We start from the raw sequence: 14,537 nt of genomic DNA on the forward strand, positions 1-14,537 counted from the left end.
CCGCCGATGACCTGCGGTGTCGCGGTGGATTGTGGCCCGGATACCGGTGATTTGGCGCGCCGTGGCGCGGCGCGAGGGTAATCGGTGTGAATCGGATACCGCCCATCCAATAGGATTCCACCAGCAGCAATGTGGGTCGGCGACACGGCCCGCGAACCGATCCCCAGGGGAGAGACGAACGATCGTGGCCGACAACGACGGAGCCGGAAACGGCGCAGCCGAGCAGAACGCGGTGCTGACCGAGTCGGCGCTGGCCGCCGCGGCGGCGGAGGCCGAGAAGGCGTTCGCGGCGGCCGCCGATCTGGACGCGCTCGCGGTCGCGAAGACCGAACATCTCGGCGGTAAGGCGCCGCTCGCGCTGGCCCAGCGCGCGCTCGGCGGCCTGCCCAAGGACCAGAAGGCCGACGCGGGCAAGCGGGTGAACGTGACGCGGGCCCGTATCTCCGAGGCCTTCGAGGCTCGCCGCGCCACGCTGCTCGCCGAGCGCGATGCCGCCGTGCTGGTGGCCGAGGCCATCGATGTGACGCTGCCCGCCCGGCGCACCGCCGTCGGCGCCCGCCATCCGATCACCGTCATCTCCGAGCAGATCGCCGACGTCTTCGTCGCGATGGGCTGGGAGGTCGCCGAGGGTCCCGAGGTGGAGACCGAGCACTTCAACTTCGACGCGCTCAACTTCCTGCCCGACCACCCGGCCCGCACCATGCAGGACACCTTCCACATCGCGCCGGAGGGTTCGCGGCAGGTGCTGCGCACGCACACCTCGCCGGTGCAGGTGCGCTCGATGCTGGAGCGGGAGCTGCCGATCTATGTGGTGTGCCCGGGGCGGACCTTCCGCACCGACGAGCTCGACGCCACCCACACCCCGGTATTCGCCCAGGTGGAGGGTTTGGCCGTGGACAAGGGCCTGACCATGGCGCATCTGCGCGGCACGTTGGACGCGTTCGCCCGCGCGCTGTTCGGGCCGGACACCCGTACCAGGATGCGCCCCAACTACTTTCCGTTCACCGAGCCGTCGGCCGAGGTCGATGTGTGGTTCCCGGACAAGAAGGGCGGCGCGGGCTGGGTCGAATGGGGCGGCTGCGGCATGGTGAACCCGAAGGTGCTGATCGCCAGCGGGATCGATCCCGAGGTGTACAGCGGGTTCGCGTTCGGCATGGGTCTGGAGCGCACGCTGCAGTTCCGCAACGGCATTCCGGACATGCGCGACATCGTCGAGGGTGACGTGCGGTTCACGCTGCCCTTCGGTATCCGGTCCTGACCTTCCTTCGATCGAGAGAGCGAAACGTCAAGTGCGAGTAGCGCAGTCCTGGCTGACCGAAATCATCCGGCGCACCACCCCCGACTGGTCGGTGACGCCGGAGGAACTCGACGCCGGCTTCGTCCGGGTCGGCCTGGAGGTCGAGGAGGTCGACAAGCTGCGGCGGGTGTCCGGCAGCATTCCGAAGCCGCTGGTGGTCGGCCGGGTCGCCGAGATCACCGAGCTGACCGAGTTCAAGAAGCCGATCCGGTTCTGCAAGGTGGATATCGGTAATCCGGAGCTGCAGGAAATCATTTGCGGCGCACGGAATTTCGCGGTCGGTGACCTGGTGATCGTGGTGCTGCCCGGCGGCGTGCTGCCCGGCGGGTTCGAGATCACCGCGCGCAAGACCTACGGGCATATCTCCAACGGCATGATCTGCTCGGTCGCCGAACTCGGTATCGGCAAGGACCATTCCGGCATCCTGGTGCTCGAGCCGGGCACCGCCGAACCGGGCGCCGACGCCAACGAACTGCTCGGCCTCGACGACACCGTCATCGAGCTGAACATCACCCCCGACCGCGGCTACTGCTTCTCGGTCCGCGGGCTGGCCCGCGAGCTGACCTGCGGATTCGATCTGGAATACCCCGATCCCGCCGTCCGCTCGCTGCCCGATGCGCAGGCCGAGGCCTGGCCGATCAAGGTCGAGCCCAGCTCGCGGTGCACCCGGTTCGGGGCCCGGCGGGTCACCGGCATCGATCCGAAGGCGGTGAGCCCCTGGTGGTTGCAGCGGCGGCTGCTGCTGTCCGGTGTGCGGCCGATCTCGCCCGCCGTCGACGTCACCAACTACGTCATGCTCGAACTGGGCCAGCCGCTGCACGCGTGGGACGCGGCCAAGGTGACCGGGACCCTGGTGGTGCGCACCGCGAACAAGGGGGAGACGCTGCGCACCCTCGACGAGGTCGAGCGCACGCTCGACGCCGAGGATGTGGTGATCGCCGACGATTCGGGCGTGGTCTCGCTGGCCGGTGTGATGGGCGGTGCGAGCACCGAGGTGAGCGCCGAAACCACCGATGTGCTGTTCGAGGCCGCCATCTGGAATCCGCTCGCGGTGTACCGCACCGCGCGCAGGCACAAGCTGGTTTCGGAGGCTGGTAAGCGCTACGAGCGCGTCGTCGATCCGGAGATCAATATCGCCGCACTCGATCGCGCCGCCACGCTGCTCGCCGAAATCGCCGGTGGCACCGTGGAATCCGAGCTCACCGATATCCGGCTGCCGCTGCCGCCGGTGGAGCCGATCCGGATCGATATCGATCTCGCGGACCGGGTCGCCGGGGTCACCTACCCGACCGGGACGTCGGCGCGGCGGCTGTCGCAGATCGGCTGTCATGTCGAGGTGGGGGTCAACGAGGAGACCGGGCACGGTCAGCTGGTCGTCACCCCGCCGAGCTGGCGACCCGATCTGGCCCAGCCCGCCGATCTGGTGGAGGAGGTGCTTCGGCTCGAGGGGCTGGAGCAGATTCCGTCGGTGATCCCGACGGCGCCCGCCGGGCGTGGTCTCACCGCGGCGCAACGCCGTCGCCGCGCGGTGAGCCGCGCGCTGGCCTTCTCCGGTGCGATCGAGGTGCCGCCGCCGGTGTTCCTGCCCGCCGGTGTCTTCGACGTATGGGGTCTGGACGCCGACGATTCGCGCCGCAACACCACCAAGGTGCTGAACCCGCTCGACGCCGAGCGGCCGGAGCTGGCCACCACGCTGCTGCCCGGTCTGCTGGAGGTGGCGCAGCGCAATATCTCCAGGGGCGCACGGGATCTCACCATCTACGGCATCGCCCAGGTGGTGCTGCCCGGTCCGAACACCCGCCCGGTCGCCGAACTGCCGGTGGACCGTCGCCCGACCGACGCCCAACTCGCCGAACTGTTCGACTCGCTGCCCGCGCAGCCCGTGCACGTCGGTGCGGTGCTCACCGGCCGCCGCGATCCGCGCGGACCGTGGGGGCCGGGCCGGGCCGCCGAGGCTGCCGACGCGTTCGCGCTGGCCGACGCGATCGCCGATGCGGCGGGCGTCGGCATCGAGCGCCGCCCCGCCGCGCACCTGCCGTGGCATCCGGGCCGCTGCGCCGAGCTGGTGGTGGACGGTGTCGTCGTCGGATATGCCGGTGAACTGCATCCGGCGGTGCTGGAACGGTCCGGTCTGCCGCCGCGCACCTGCGCGCTCGAACTCGATCTCGACGCGCTGCCGTTGCGCGAATCCCGGCCGGTCCCAACGGTTTCCCCGTTCCCGGCGGTGCTGCAGGACGTCTCGGTGAGCGTTCCGCGCACTATCCCGGCCGCATCGGTCGAATCGGCCCTGCGTTCCGGCGGCGGCGAACTCCTCGAGGACATCTCCCTCTTCGACGTCTACGAGGGCGCTCAGGTGGGCGAGGGTCGCAAGTCGCTCACCTACGCGCTGCGATTCCGCGCGACGGATCGCACGCTGACCGAGGACGAGGCGAGCGCCGCCCGCGACGCGGCGGTCGCCGCCGCGGCCGAATCCGTCGGGGCCGTACTGCGTTCCTGAAGGTTGAATCCGCCGTAGGCAGTTCGGCTTCCCGCGCAGGCTGTAAGCGTGTGCGGGAAGCCGAAGCGGTTCCGCGGAGTGCGGGTGATCGACCTACCGATACATCTGTCCGATGCGCGGGCGAATGTTACTGTCGGTTGTGTCAACGCCCGTTCACAGAATGTGAGTGCCCGTTGGGTCGGATCAACAGCATCTTGTGTGTGCTGGCGCTCGTGACAGGTGTTTGCGGCGGGGGCGCGGCTACGTCCACTGCCGCCCCGGCCAGCGAAACATTCACTCTCCCATTGGTTTCCGATGCGGCGAAGAGTCTCGCATCGGGGCTGCACCTGTCTGTGTCCATCGCCGGTGGTTCGGACAAGATCGTCGAGGTCGACACCGGGTCGCGGGGCGTGGTGGTGGCTCGCTCGGCGATCGGATCCCAAGCCGTCGATACCGGCCAGCAGGGTTGGCTCGAATACACCAGTGACGGGCTGATTCTTTCCGGAGAATACTTCCTCGCTCCGATCACATTCCATACCGCTCAATCGACGGTGGAGACGATTCCCGTACGCGTCCTGGGTGTCGAAACGAGCAGCTGCGACAGCAAATATCCACACTGTACCCCCGAAACGAATATCGACCGTATCGGGATGCTCGGCGTCGGCTACGGCGAGTACGCCAAGACCAGCGATACTCCGACGACCGAAGTCAATCCCTTCCTGGAGTTGCGGGCCATGCAGTCGGGCGCTGCCCGACGCGGCTATGTCATTACGCGCAACGGCATCACGCTCGGCCCAACGGCGGACGACCTGGCCTCGTTCAGACAGATCCCGCTGCCGAAGCCCGACGGGCCGTCGGCGGGTCCGGCGGGTTTGCCCGGCAGTTGGGGAGCGGCGCCGGGCTGCTTTGCCCTGCCCGAGAACGGCAACGAAACGCACTGCGGGACACTACTGTTCGATACCGGAATCGGCACGATGATCGTCGGCCTCGATGCCGCCCAGCGACCGTCGTCCCTGCACGACACCATTCCGAACGGCACGCGGATCCATATCGGCACACCGGATTTCACCGACCCCGCACTCGACTATTCGGTCACCACCGGCGCGGCCGACGATCCTCTCGCCCCACAGGGCAATCCGGCCGCCCGCTGGTCGCGATCGGGCCCCTTCGTCAATACCGGCCGACACCTGCTCGCCGGTTACGACTACCTTTTCGACGCCGACGCCGGACGCATCGGCTTCCGAAAAGATCCGGGCTGAGCCTGCTCGGTCCCGGCGCGGAAAGCGGTGCGTCCAGTTTCGTCCGGTAGCGTGGTCGAAGGGTTTCATTCCTGCGGCGTTGGAGGTTCGATGCGGGCGACGTGGCACGGCGTGGTGTCGGCCGAGAGCGATGACACCGTGGTGGTGGTCGCGTTCCGGCGCGGCGTCGTGATCGGCTAGCTCCGATGCGGCATCCGGCCAGCCCGATCCTGAACGCACTCACCTACCTGCCGGAAAAGCTGATCGTGCAGGATCCGTCGCTGCTCGGCATGGACTTTCGCGAGCTGAGCATGCGCACCACCGACGGGGAGATCGTGCACGGCTGGTGGTTACCCGCGCGAAATCCGGTGGGGCACATCCTGTTCGCACACGGTAACGCGGGCAATATCGGCGACCGGGTGCCGATCCTGGCGCTGCTGGTGCAGGCCGGATTCGATGTGCTCGCCTTCGACTACCGCGGCTACGGGCGCAGCACCGGCAGACCCACCGAGGCGGGCACCTATCTGGATTCCCGTGCGGCACTGCACACCCTGCGCGAGCGGCCGGGCGTCGATCCGAAACGCATTGTGTACCTGGGGAAATCGCTGGGCGGCGGAGTGATGACCGAATTGGCGGTCGCCGAACCGCCCGCCGCGCTGATCCTGATGTCCACCTTCACCGGCATCAGGGACGCCGCGCGCTCGGTGTATCCGTTCCTGCCTTCGCCGTTCGTGCCCGACGCCTATCCGAGCCTGCGCCGGATCCGGCGGCTGCGCGCACCGGTGCTGATCATGCACGGCGATCAGGACGAGCTGCTGCCGCTGCGCCACGCCGAACGGCTGTACGCCGCCGCCCCCGAGCCGAAGAAACTGGTGGTGTTCCCCGGCGCGGGCCACAACGACATCATCGCGACGGCGGCCTCGGCTTGGCTGGCGCTGATCCAGGACTGGACCGCGCAGTACCTCGGCAGGGCGTGACCGCGGGTCGGATATTTCGGCCGACCCCTCGATTTCCCGGTCTGGCAACGACTTTCATCTTCCGGTTAGGCTCCGTGCCGCAGCCTGGTCAACCCGGCTCGACGCGGTGGGCTGCGAATATGCCGAACGGGAGGGGATGGCGATGACCGAGATCAAGCGGTTCTGGTCGGGCGCCGCTGTGCTGGCAGTGGCAGTAGGAATTGCGGTTGCGACGGCGGCGTCCGCCGCGGCAGGTGTGACGGATCCGTTGGACCCACGGGTTCTGCCGCATGGGGTGCCCACAGGCGGCGTCTACGCCATCGGTTGCTGGACCGTGTTCGCCCCACCGAACCCCCAAGGCGGACGCCTGGAACACTTCTACGCGAACTGCGACCGGAACAGAGAAGTCCGCGTGTGCCCAGCTGTCGACTACCAAGGCCATCGCACCATCTATGCGGAAGAGGCCACGAGGACCGGCGCATACGATGGCGTCGCCGATGGCACAGACACCGTTGAATGGGTCTATAACGAGACTCTTCCAGCCGACGCCGTATATACGACCGTCTTCTGCTGACGTCTACAGCGCTGGCTGACGACCCGCCCACCGCTGCGTAGCTTGGAAGGGAACCGTGCGGCGATATCCGCACGGCCCGCAATCGAGCGGAACGAGGCAGGGGCATGAGTGATACCAGCGAGATAACCTCCCAGCTAGCCGCATTACCCGATGCCGAACTGGCGGCCGTGCTGTTCACCGTCACCTCGGGGCGTCCGGCGTTCTGGGCGGTGCGCGCCGCGCTGTCGGAATTGGCCGGTGTCGGCGGTCATGTGCACACGGGTGAGTATGTGACTCCGGACACGTCGAAGCCGCCGGGTGTCGCGCCGGAGCCGAATCCATCGGCATCGGGGCAGGTGGGTGGGGTCGTTCCGGTGGTCGGTGTGCCGACTTCCGAAGCGCTGGGCGGATATTCGGCGGGCGGTGTCCCTACTTTCGAGTCAGTTCGCGATAAGGTCGAGCGACGCTTCGGCACCGCGCAGGGAATGGGCGAGCTCGACCGGCAGACCCCCGTGGGCCGCAGTGCCGACGAACAGTGGCAGGCGCGGGAGCAGGCGGCCCGCGAGCGTCTGGAACAGATTCGGAAGTCGGTGCACGGCAAGGATATCGGCGCCACCGAACCGTAATCTGGCCGGGCGCGCCGGATTACGAGGTGGGATTTATGAGCACTGCATCGACGGGTGGGCGCGAACCCCGCGAGATTGCCGAACGGCTGCTGGACGCCCAGGTGGAGTTCATCATCGGCGAGGTCACCGGCGACCGCTTCGCCGAGGTGGTCGCCCGGGACGTGGCCCAGACCATCGAGGTGGCCGACACCCTGATCTTCCGCGATGTGGTGCGGGTGGATCAGGCCAAACAAACCGTGGCCACCATCATCGATCTGATCGGCGGCAGCCCGGTGCTCGCGGATATGGCCGGGGTCTTCGCCGACGCGATCTACGACAACATCGCGGCGAACAACGAGTACACCCTGGGCCAGGTGGTCGACCGGGAGCCGGTGGAGGCCTTGCTGGAGAAGATCTTCGGCATGCATCAGGCTCAGGAGCGGATTCTGGACCGGCTCACCGAGAGCCCGCTGGTCGCCACCGTCGCCTCGAAATTCGTCGATAAGCTGATCTCCGACTTCATGGAGGCGAACAAGCAGATCGCCGGCAAGATCCCGGGCGTATCGTCGCTGATCTCGATGGGGCAGAGCGCGGCGAAGACCGCGCGCAAGGCCACCGAGAGCACCTTCATCGGCGATATGGCCGGTAAGGGCGCGCTGTTCGCGCTCAAGCGCACCAATAATGCCATCCGGGAGATGTTGCGGGACGCGCCGGTGCACGACGCGGCGATGGAGTTCTGGGATCTGCACGCCGACGAGCCGGTGAGCGGCCTGCGGGACTACCTGTCCCAGCGCGATCTGCGTGAATTGGTGCTCATCTGCTATGAGATCGCCGTCACCACAAGGGAAAAGGAATTCCTCGGCGTGCTCGTCGACGAATGCGTCGAGGTGTTCTTCGCCAAGTACGGTGACTACACCCTCGGCGCCATGCTGCCCGAACTGGGGCTGACCGGCGAGGATATCGGTGCGGAGATCCTGCGCTACGGGCCCGCGGTGGTCGAGGGCGCCAAGCGGAACGGGGTGCTGGCCAAGCTGATTCGGGAGCGGCTGGAGCCGTTCTACTACTCCGAGGCCGTGCTCGGCATCCTCGGCGGGGCCTGAGCGATCGGTCGCGACGATCACCCGCCGCCGAATCCCGTTCGGCGGCGGGTGATTTCGTGTGTCCACGATGTTTCGGTAACGGTTCGGTAGCGGGTCACAGATAGCTGGAAACTGACCAGTCGGTTGCTGATTGTTTCAATCCGATTGAAAAGTATGAACAAAGGCTTATATGTCCGGTTCTCGAGTTGACGGGGGAACGGGCATATGGGATTTTGCTCCGTGACTTCCCGTGCGCTCGTCGTGGAGCTGTCACGGCTGGCTTTTCGGAGGAGTAGCAGGTTCGTGCGTCAACGTCTACGGCAACAGAAGTCCGGGGACATAACCGTTCTCGAGCCTGCGGCCTCGCCTGGGTCCCGGCGAGTATCGGCGGGTAGCGTGCTGCGGCCACGCACGATCGCGGGCCAGCTGGCCCGAATTCTGGTGCTGGCGCTCGCGCTCGCGCTGGTGCTGCTCACGGTCACGGTCTACAACGAGTATTCCGACTATCGCGAGGCCGACAACGCGGTGAGCGGTGTCTCGCTCGCGCTGACCGCGCAGGACCTCATCCACGAGGTGCAGCGCGAACGCGGACTCAGCAGCGGTCTGCTCGGCGGCGACAACCGGATGCAGCAGCCGCTCACCGAATCCCGCGCCCGGGTCGACCAGCGGCTGGAAGAGCTGCGCAAGGCCGCGTCCGGCGATACGCCGGGTTCGGATCAGGTGAACGCCGCGCTCACCCAGTTCAACGTGCTGAAGAGCACTCGGGCCCAGGTGGATTCGCGCCGCACCAGTAGGCAGGCGTCCTTCCAGGCGTACACCGACGCGATCGGCGCGCTGAACAACCTGAACCTGGGTCTCGACCAGGCGAGCGACAATTCGGTCCGACGCGGGCTGCAGGCGCTGTACGCGCTCGGCACCGCGAAGGAGCAGGCGGCGCAGGAGCGCGGCTTCCTCGCGGGCATCTTCGCCTCCGAGGGCTTCAACGGCGGGGAATACCTGCAGTTCATGGAGATTCGCGCGGCGAAGCTTTCGGCGCTGGCCAGCTTCGCGCAGTACGCGACCAAGAGCGAGCGGGCCCAGCTCGACGTCTCGACGCTCAGCGATAACGCGACGAAGGCCGAACAGGCCGAGAACGTCGCCCTCACCTCCAGCGAGGGACAGCTGGCGCGCCGGGTCGACTCGATGGCCTGGTTCAACCAGATGACGGGTGTCATCGACGATCAGCGCGCGGTGCAGCAGACCGTCGGCAACGACGTGAAGACGCGCGCCGACGATCTGCGCGGCACCGCGCTGTTCAACCTCATCGCCTTCCTCATCGGCGCCGGTCTCGCGATCATCGCGATGATCGTGCTGGTGGTGATGTCGGTGCGCGGTATCCAGCGCCCGCTGGCCATCGTGGCGAGCGAGGCCGAGGACGTGGCCGAGCGGCGACTGCCCGAGGTCATCGACGCGTGGCTGAAATCCGGTGACAGCTACCCGGATCCGCCCGCACCGGTGCGCACCCCGGCGGGTTCCAGCGTCGAGATCGAGGCCGTGGCGAGCGCACTGGACAACGTGCAGACCACCGCGTTCGAACTCGCCTCGCAGCAGGCGCTGATCCGGCGCAACACCACCGAATCCATGGCGAACCTGGCCCGGCGCAACCAGAACCTGGTGCGCCGCCAGCTGAACCTGATCTCCGAATTCGAGCGCGAGGAACTCGATCCGAAGGGTCTGGCCAAGCTGTTCGAGCTGGACCACCTCGCGACCCGTATGCGCCGCAACGCGGAAAGCCTGCTGGTGCTCACCGGTGAGGGCAGCCCGCGGCGGTGGGCCCAGCCGATCCCGCTGACCGACGTGATCCGGGCCGGTCTTTCCGAGGTCGACGACTATCGCCGGGTCGCGCTGCGCCGGGTGGACGACGTCGAGATCCAGGGCGCGGTGGTCAGCGAACTGGCCCACCTGTTCGCCGAACTCATCGAGAACGCGCTCGCCTTCTCGCCGCCGGATCTGGAGGTCGAGATCTACGGCCGCAAGGTGCCGGGCGGCTATCTGCTCGCGGTGGTCGACCACGGTGTCGGCATGCCGCCGGATCAGCTGGCGACGGCCAACGCCAGGCTGCGCGGTGAGCAGGACTTCATCGTTTCGCCGTCGCGTTACCTCGGCCACTACGTGGTCGGCCGGCTGGCGCAGCGGCTCGGCGTCGAGGTCGAGCTGAACGTCTCGCCGGTCAGCGGCATCGTGGCCCGGGTCTTCATGCCGACCGCGGTGCTCGCGGTGGACCAGGATCCGTTGGCGCCCAAGCCGACTGCGGTGCCGGCGGGTCCGTCGCCCGCGCTGCCGTCGCCGCCGCCGAAGGTCGCCCGTCCCGCCGAGCCGGCGTACTCCGAGCCCGCACTCGCGGTGCGCGATGACGCGATCGACGTACACGAGGTGCCGGGTCTGGCCGGGGCCGCCGGACCGGCGGGCGGTTCGGTGCGCAACGGACACGAACCCGAATTCGTCCGTGCCGCAGAGCATTCCGGCGCATACCCGATCGTTCCGGAGCGCCGTACCCCGGCCCATGCCGCGCACCGCGACGAACCCGGCTACGAAACCGGCGAGCTGCCGAAGCTTTCGGATTCGGCCTTCGACACCTCGGCGTACTCGCATTTCGTCTCGCCGGTCGATCCGCCGACCGGCGCGCAACCGGTGCTGCCGAACGACAGTTCGCAGTGGCGCATCCCGCAGTCGGACAGCGCGACGGCAAGATCGGGTGTAAATTCATCGAACGACATGGGGGTGCAGCGCACCCGCAACGGACTCGTCAAGCGCAACAAGCGATCTCGCGGCTCCGGACCGGACACCGAGGTCTCCGGGACGACCCGCCCGGCCGCGTCGGGGGCGCACGCGGATCGCGGGCCAGCTCCCGATCGCACACCGAACGACGTCCGCAGCATGCTCTCGTCCTTCCGGGCCGGTCATGAGCGTGGTGGGACCACCCCAGACACCGACAGCAGCGCCACGGATTTGGCGCAGAACTGGCCCGAGCCGTGATCGCAGGAGGAGAATCGGTGACCCCCCATTTACAGAGTGCCGACCCGCACACGTTCAACTGGTTGCTCGCCAACTTCGTGCGCAACACCGACGGTGTCCGCGACACCGTCGCCGTCTCCTCCGACGGGCTGCTGATCGCCATGTCCGAGGGTTTGGACCGCACCGGCGCGGACCGGCTGGCCGCCATGGTGTCCGGCCTGGCCAGCCTGGCCAAGAGCGCATCACGCAGCTACCAGTTCGACGGGCTGAAGCTGATCATGATCGAGATGAAGCGCGGCTTCCTGCTGGTTTCCGCGCTCGGTGACGGCAGCTGCCTCGGCGTGATCGCCGACGGCGGTTGCGATGTCGGACTGGTCGGCTACGAGATGGCCGTGCTCGCCGAACGGGCCGGTGCGCTGCTCGATCCGGCACTGATCTCGGAACTCAGAGAGACGTTACGCAGATGAGAGATCCAGACCGGCCACGGGTGCCGGATCCGCGGATGATCCCCCCGCCGCCACGTTTCGGCTGGTTCGGCGGCGATCAGCCGGTGCAGCGCAACGAGGAGCCGGAACCGGTCGACGATCCCGCCGACCGGTTCGTCCGGCCCTTCGTCGTGACGGCAGGCCGCACCATCCCGCTGATGGACGGGTTGCGGATCGAAACCCTGGTGCACGCACCGCCCGCGGCGCTGTCCGCACCGCTGCAGTTCGAGCAGCGGACCGTGGTGCAGCTGTGCCAGAAACCGCATTCCATCGCCGAAATCGGTACGGCGCTTCATGTTCCGGTCGGCGTCGCGAAAGTGATCGTGAGCGATCTCGCGGCGGCCGGGCACGTGACGGTGCGCGACGCGCCGGAGCTATCCACCGCAGCCATCGAGAGGATCAGGGACCTTGTACGGGCACTCTGAATATCGCACGCCCGAGGTCGAACGCCCCATGCCTTCTTCGGTGAAGATCGTGGTGAGCGGGGGTTTCGGCGTCGGGAAGACGACATTCATCGGGGCCATCTCCGAGATCGAGCCGCTGGTCACCGAGGCGGCGATGACCGAGGTCGCGCTCGGCATCGACAACCCGGGCAGGCGCGCCGAGAAGACCGAGACGACGGTCGCGCTCGACTTCGGTCGTATCACCCTGGACAGCTCGCTGATCATGTACCTGTTCGGCACGCCGGGCCAGGACCGGTTCGTCTTCCTGTGGGACGACCTGGTGGACGGCGCGCTCGGCGCGGTGATCGTGGTGGACACCAGCCGGGTGGAGGACTGCTACCCGGTGCTGGACTACTTCGAGGAGAAGAACACCCCGTTCGTGGTGGTGGTCAACCGTTTCGACGGTATGGCCCAGTTCGACCTGAACGAGGTGCGCGAGGCGCTCGATCTCGACGAGTGGATTCCGGTGCTGGATTGCGATGCCCGGCAACGGGAATCGGTGAAGGATGTGCTGGTCGCGCTGCTGGAGCAGGTGCTGTTCCACCGGCTCTCGGCCGAACACCGGGTCGTCAGCTAACGCGGAGGTGGCGGCGGATTCGGTAGCGCCGCCGTCACTTTCGTCGGGTTTTCGCCGAAACCTCATGGCGTTTCGGCGCGTATACGCTGGGCGCGGTGGGTGAACAGAAGGCGCGGATGCTCCGCGGGGAGTTGTACCGGGACAGCGATCCGGAATTGGTGGCCGAGCGGCTGCGCGCGCAGCAATTGTGCGACGAGTTCAACCGGCTGGGTCCGGCGGAAACCGAGCGGCGCGATGCCGTATTGCGCGGCCTGCTGGGCAAATTGGGTGACGGATCGTGGATCATGCCCCGATTCCAGTGCGACTACGGATATCTCATCGAGATCGGGTCGAACAGTTTCCTCAATTACGATGCGATCCTGATGGATTGCGCGCCGATCGTCATCGGTGACGACGTATCGATCGGGCCGCGCTGTCAGCTGCTGACCGCGCTGCATCCGCTGACGGAGCACGACTTGCGCAGGCAGCGTTGGGAGTCGGCGGCGCCGATCCGGATCGGGAACAACGTGTGGTTCGGCGGCGGGGTGATCGTCTGTCCCGGGGTGACCGTCGGCGACGATACGGTGGTCGGCGCGGGCAGCGTGGTGACAAGGGACCTTCCGCCCAGAATATTTGCTGCGGGTAATCCGGCGCGGGTGTTGCGGGAGCTGTGAACCGGCGGATTGTCATAGCTCGCGGATAGCCTGGGGCCATGCTCACCACCCTCGCCGTGCAGAACTACCGGTCGTTGCGGCAGTTGGTGGTGCCGCTCGGGCAGTTGACGGTCGTCACCGGGGCGAACGGCAGCGGTAAATCGAGTATGTACCGGGTGCTGCGGCTGCTGGCGAACTGCGCGGGGAACGGCGCGGTGGCCACGCTGGCCAGGGAGGGCGGGCTGGATTCCACGCTGTGGGCCGGGCCCGGCCGCACGGCGCGCAATGAATCGCTCGGGCTTCGAGTCGGTTTCGGCGGCGACGACTTCGGTTATGCGGTCGATCTCGGAATACCGGTCCCCACCGGCTACACGCGCGATCTGCCATCTATGTTCAACCGGGATCCGGAGATCAAGGCCGAGGCGGTGTGGGCCGGTCCGGTGCTGCGGCCGTCGACAATGCTGGCCGAGCGCGGCGGGCCGGTGGTCCGATTGCGCGGCGGCGAAGGCGGCTGGTCGATGGTGCCGCATCCGATGAAGTCGTTCGACAGCATGCTCAGCGAACTCGCCGACCCGCAGAACGCACCCGACCTGCTGGTGCTGCGAGAACGGATGCGTTCATGGCGCTTCTACGATCATCTGCGCACCGATGCCGACGCGCCGGCCCGTTCGCCGCAGGTCGGCACCCGCACCATGGCGCTGGCACACGACGGCGCGGATCTGGCCGCCGCATTGCAGACCATCCGCGAGATCGGCGATGCCGACGGCATGCGGCAGGCGATCGATAACGCGTTTCCGGGCAGCGAGATCGATATCGTCAACCAGGACGGCCGGTTCGCGGTGGCCCTGCACCAGCCGGGCCTGCACCGTCCGCTGGACAGCGCCGAATTATCCGACGGCACACTGCGATACCTGCTGCTGGTCGCCGCGTTGTGCACACCCCGCCCGCCGGAGCTGCTGGTACTGAACGAACCGGAGACCAGCCTGCATCCGGAACTGCTGATTCCGCTCGGCATACTCATCGCCGCCGCGGCCCGCGAGACGCAGATCGTGGTGGTGACCCATTCGCAGCCGTTGATCAACGCGATGGCGCACGGCGAGGTCGAACCGCACACCATCGAACTCGTCAAGGAGAACGGCGCGACAACCGTTGCCGAACAAGGAATCCTGGACGCGCCCGCCTGGCATTGGCCGAAGCGATAG

The 14,537-nt window shown here is 67.4% G+C and carries 13 protein-coding genes; all 13 read left to right on the top strand.

Translation table 11 applies throughout. The features are described 5' to 3' along the window. The first annotated feature begins 184 nt into the window (after window positions 1–184). The 13 genes from pheS (at window position 185) to LGY53_RS27220 (ending at window position 14,537) form a co-directional block, all read left to right on the top strand. The gene (gene pheS, locus LGY53_RS27160) at window positions 185–1,258 is read left to right on the top strand and encodes a phenylalanine--tRNA ligase subunit alpha (protein WP_167473998.1); all 1,074 of its coding nucleotides are present in this window, start codon (window positions 185–187) and stop codon (window positions 1,256–1,258) included. A 31-nt stretch (window positions 1,259–1,289) separates the two neighbouring features. Further along, window positions 1,290–3,794, top strand: a complete 2,505-nt coding sequence (gene pheT / locus LGY53_RS27165; RefSeq protein ID WP_225729543.1) for a phenylalanine--tRNA ligase subunit beta — start codon at window positions 1,290–1,292, stop codon at window positions 3,792–3,794. 284 nt (window positions 3,795–4,078) lie between these two features. Beyond that, entirely contained in the window at window positions 4,079–5,032 is a 954-nt protein-coding gene (locus LGY53_RS27170) for a hypothetical protein (protein WP_225729544.1), read from the top strand. Between the two features lie 185 nt (window positions 5,033–5,217). Next, window positions 5,218–5,988, top strand: coding sequence for an alpha/beta hydrolase (locus LGY53_RS27175; RefSeq protein WP_225729545.1), 771 nt, complete (start codon window positions 5,218–5,220; stop codon window positions 5,986–5,988). A gap of 142 nt (window positions 5,989–6,130) precedes the next feature. Further along, the gene (locus tag LGY53_RS27180; RefSeq protein ID WP_225729546.1) at window positions 6,131–6,541 is read left to right on the top strand and encodes a hypothetical protein; all 411 of its coding nucleotides are present in this window, start codon (window positions 6,131–6,133) and stop codon (window positions 6,539–6,541) included. Window positions 6,542–6,645: 104 nt separating this feature from the next. Continuing rightward, complete coding sequence (locus LGY53_RS27185; RefSeq protein ID WP_225729547.1) at window positions 6,646–7,146, top strand: PspA/IM30 family protein; 501 nt, start codon at window positions 6,646–6,648, stop codon at window positions 7,144–7,146. Window positions 7,147–7,181: 35 nt separating this feature from the next. Then, entirely contained in the window at window positions 7,182–8,225 is a 1,044-nt protein-coding gene (locus tag LGY53_RS27190; RefSeq protein ID WP_167474013.1) for a hypothetical protein, read from the top strand. A gap of 375 nt (window positions 8,226–8,600) precedes the next feature. Continuing rightward, complete coding sequence (locus LGY53_RS27195; protein ID WP_225729548.1) at window positions 8,601–11,219, top strand: nitrate- and nitrite sensing domain-containing protein; 2,619 nt, start codon at window positions 8,601–8,603, stop codon at window positions 11,217–11,219. 17 nt (window positions 11,220–11,236) lie between these two features. Then, window positions 11,237–11,665 (top strand): roadblock/LC7 domain-containing protein, encoded by a 429-nt coding sequence (locus LGY53_RS27200; protein WP_120044852.1) that lies wholly within the window; start codon window positions 11,237–11,239, stop codon window positions 11,663–11,665. Beyond that, entirely contained in the window at window positions 11,662–12,108 is a 447-nt protein-coding gene (locus tag LGY53_RS27205; RefSeq protein ID WP_225729549.1) for a DUF742 domain-containing protein, read from the top strand. The genes LGY53_RS27200 and LGY53_RS27205 overlap by 4 nt, the downstream gene beginning before the upstream one ends. 49 nt (window positions 12,109–12,157) lie before the next feature. Continuing rightward, window positions 12,158–12,703, top strand: coding sequence for an ATP/GTP-binding protein (locus tag LGY53_RS27210; protein WP_374111243.1), 546 nt, complete (start codon window positions 12,158–12,160; stop codon window positions 12,701–12,703). A gap of 95 nt (window positions 12,704–12,798) precedes the next feature. Next, window positions 12,799–13,356, top strand: a complete 558-nt coding sequence (locus LGY53_RS27215; protein WP_225729550.1) for a sugar O-acetyltransferase — start codon at window positions 12,799–12,801, stop codon at window positions 13,354–13,356. Window positions 13,357–13,394: 38 nt separating this feature from the next. Beyond that, window positions 13,395–14,537, top strand: a complete 1,143-nt coding sequence (locus LGY53_RS27220; RefSeq protein WP_225729551.1) for an AAA family ATPase — start codon at window positions 13,395–13,397, stop codon at window positions 14,535–14,537.

It is taken from the genome of Nocardia sp. JCM 34519.1 (genome assembly GCF_020361265.1).
Classification (GTDB): Bacteria; Actinomycetota; Actinomycetes; order Mycobacteriales; family Mycobacteriaceae; genus Nocardia; species Nocardia arthritidis_A.

Bases quoted from the DNA above. Each gene is read 5' to 3' on its own strand.
- LGY53_RS27175 (WP_225729545.1), top strand. From the start codon at position 5,218: ATGCGGCATCCGGCCAGCCCGATCCTGAACGCACTCACCTACCTGCCG.
- LGY53_RS27180 (WP_225729546.1), top strand. From the start codon at position 6,131: ATGACCGAGATCAAGCGGTTCTGGTCGGGCGCCGCTGTGCTGGCAGTG.
- LGY53_RS27185 (WP_225729547.1), top strand. From the start codon at position 6,646: ATGAGTGATACCAGCGAGATAACCTCCCAGCTAGCCGCATTACCCGAT.
- LGY53_RS27190 (WP_167474013.1), top strand. From the start codon at position 7,182: ATGAGCACTGCATCGACGGGTGGGCGCGAACCCCGCGAGATTGCCGAA.
- LGY53_RS27205 (WP_225729549.1), top strand. From the start codon at position 11,662: ATGAGAGATCCAGACCGGCCACGGGTGCCGGATCCGCGGATGATCCCC.
- LGY53_RS27220 (WP_225729551.1), top strand. From the start codon at position 13,395: ATGCTCACCACCCTCGCCGTGCAGAACTACCGGTCGTTGCGGCAGTTG.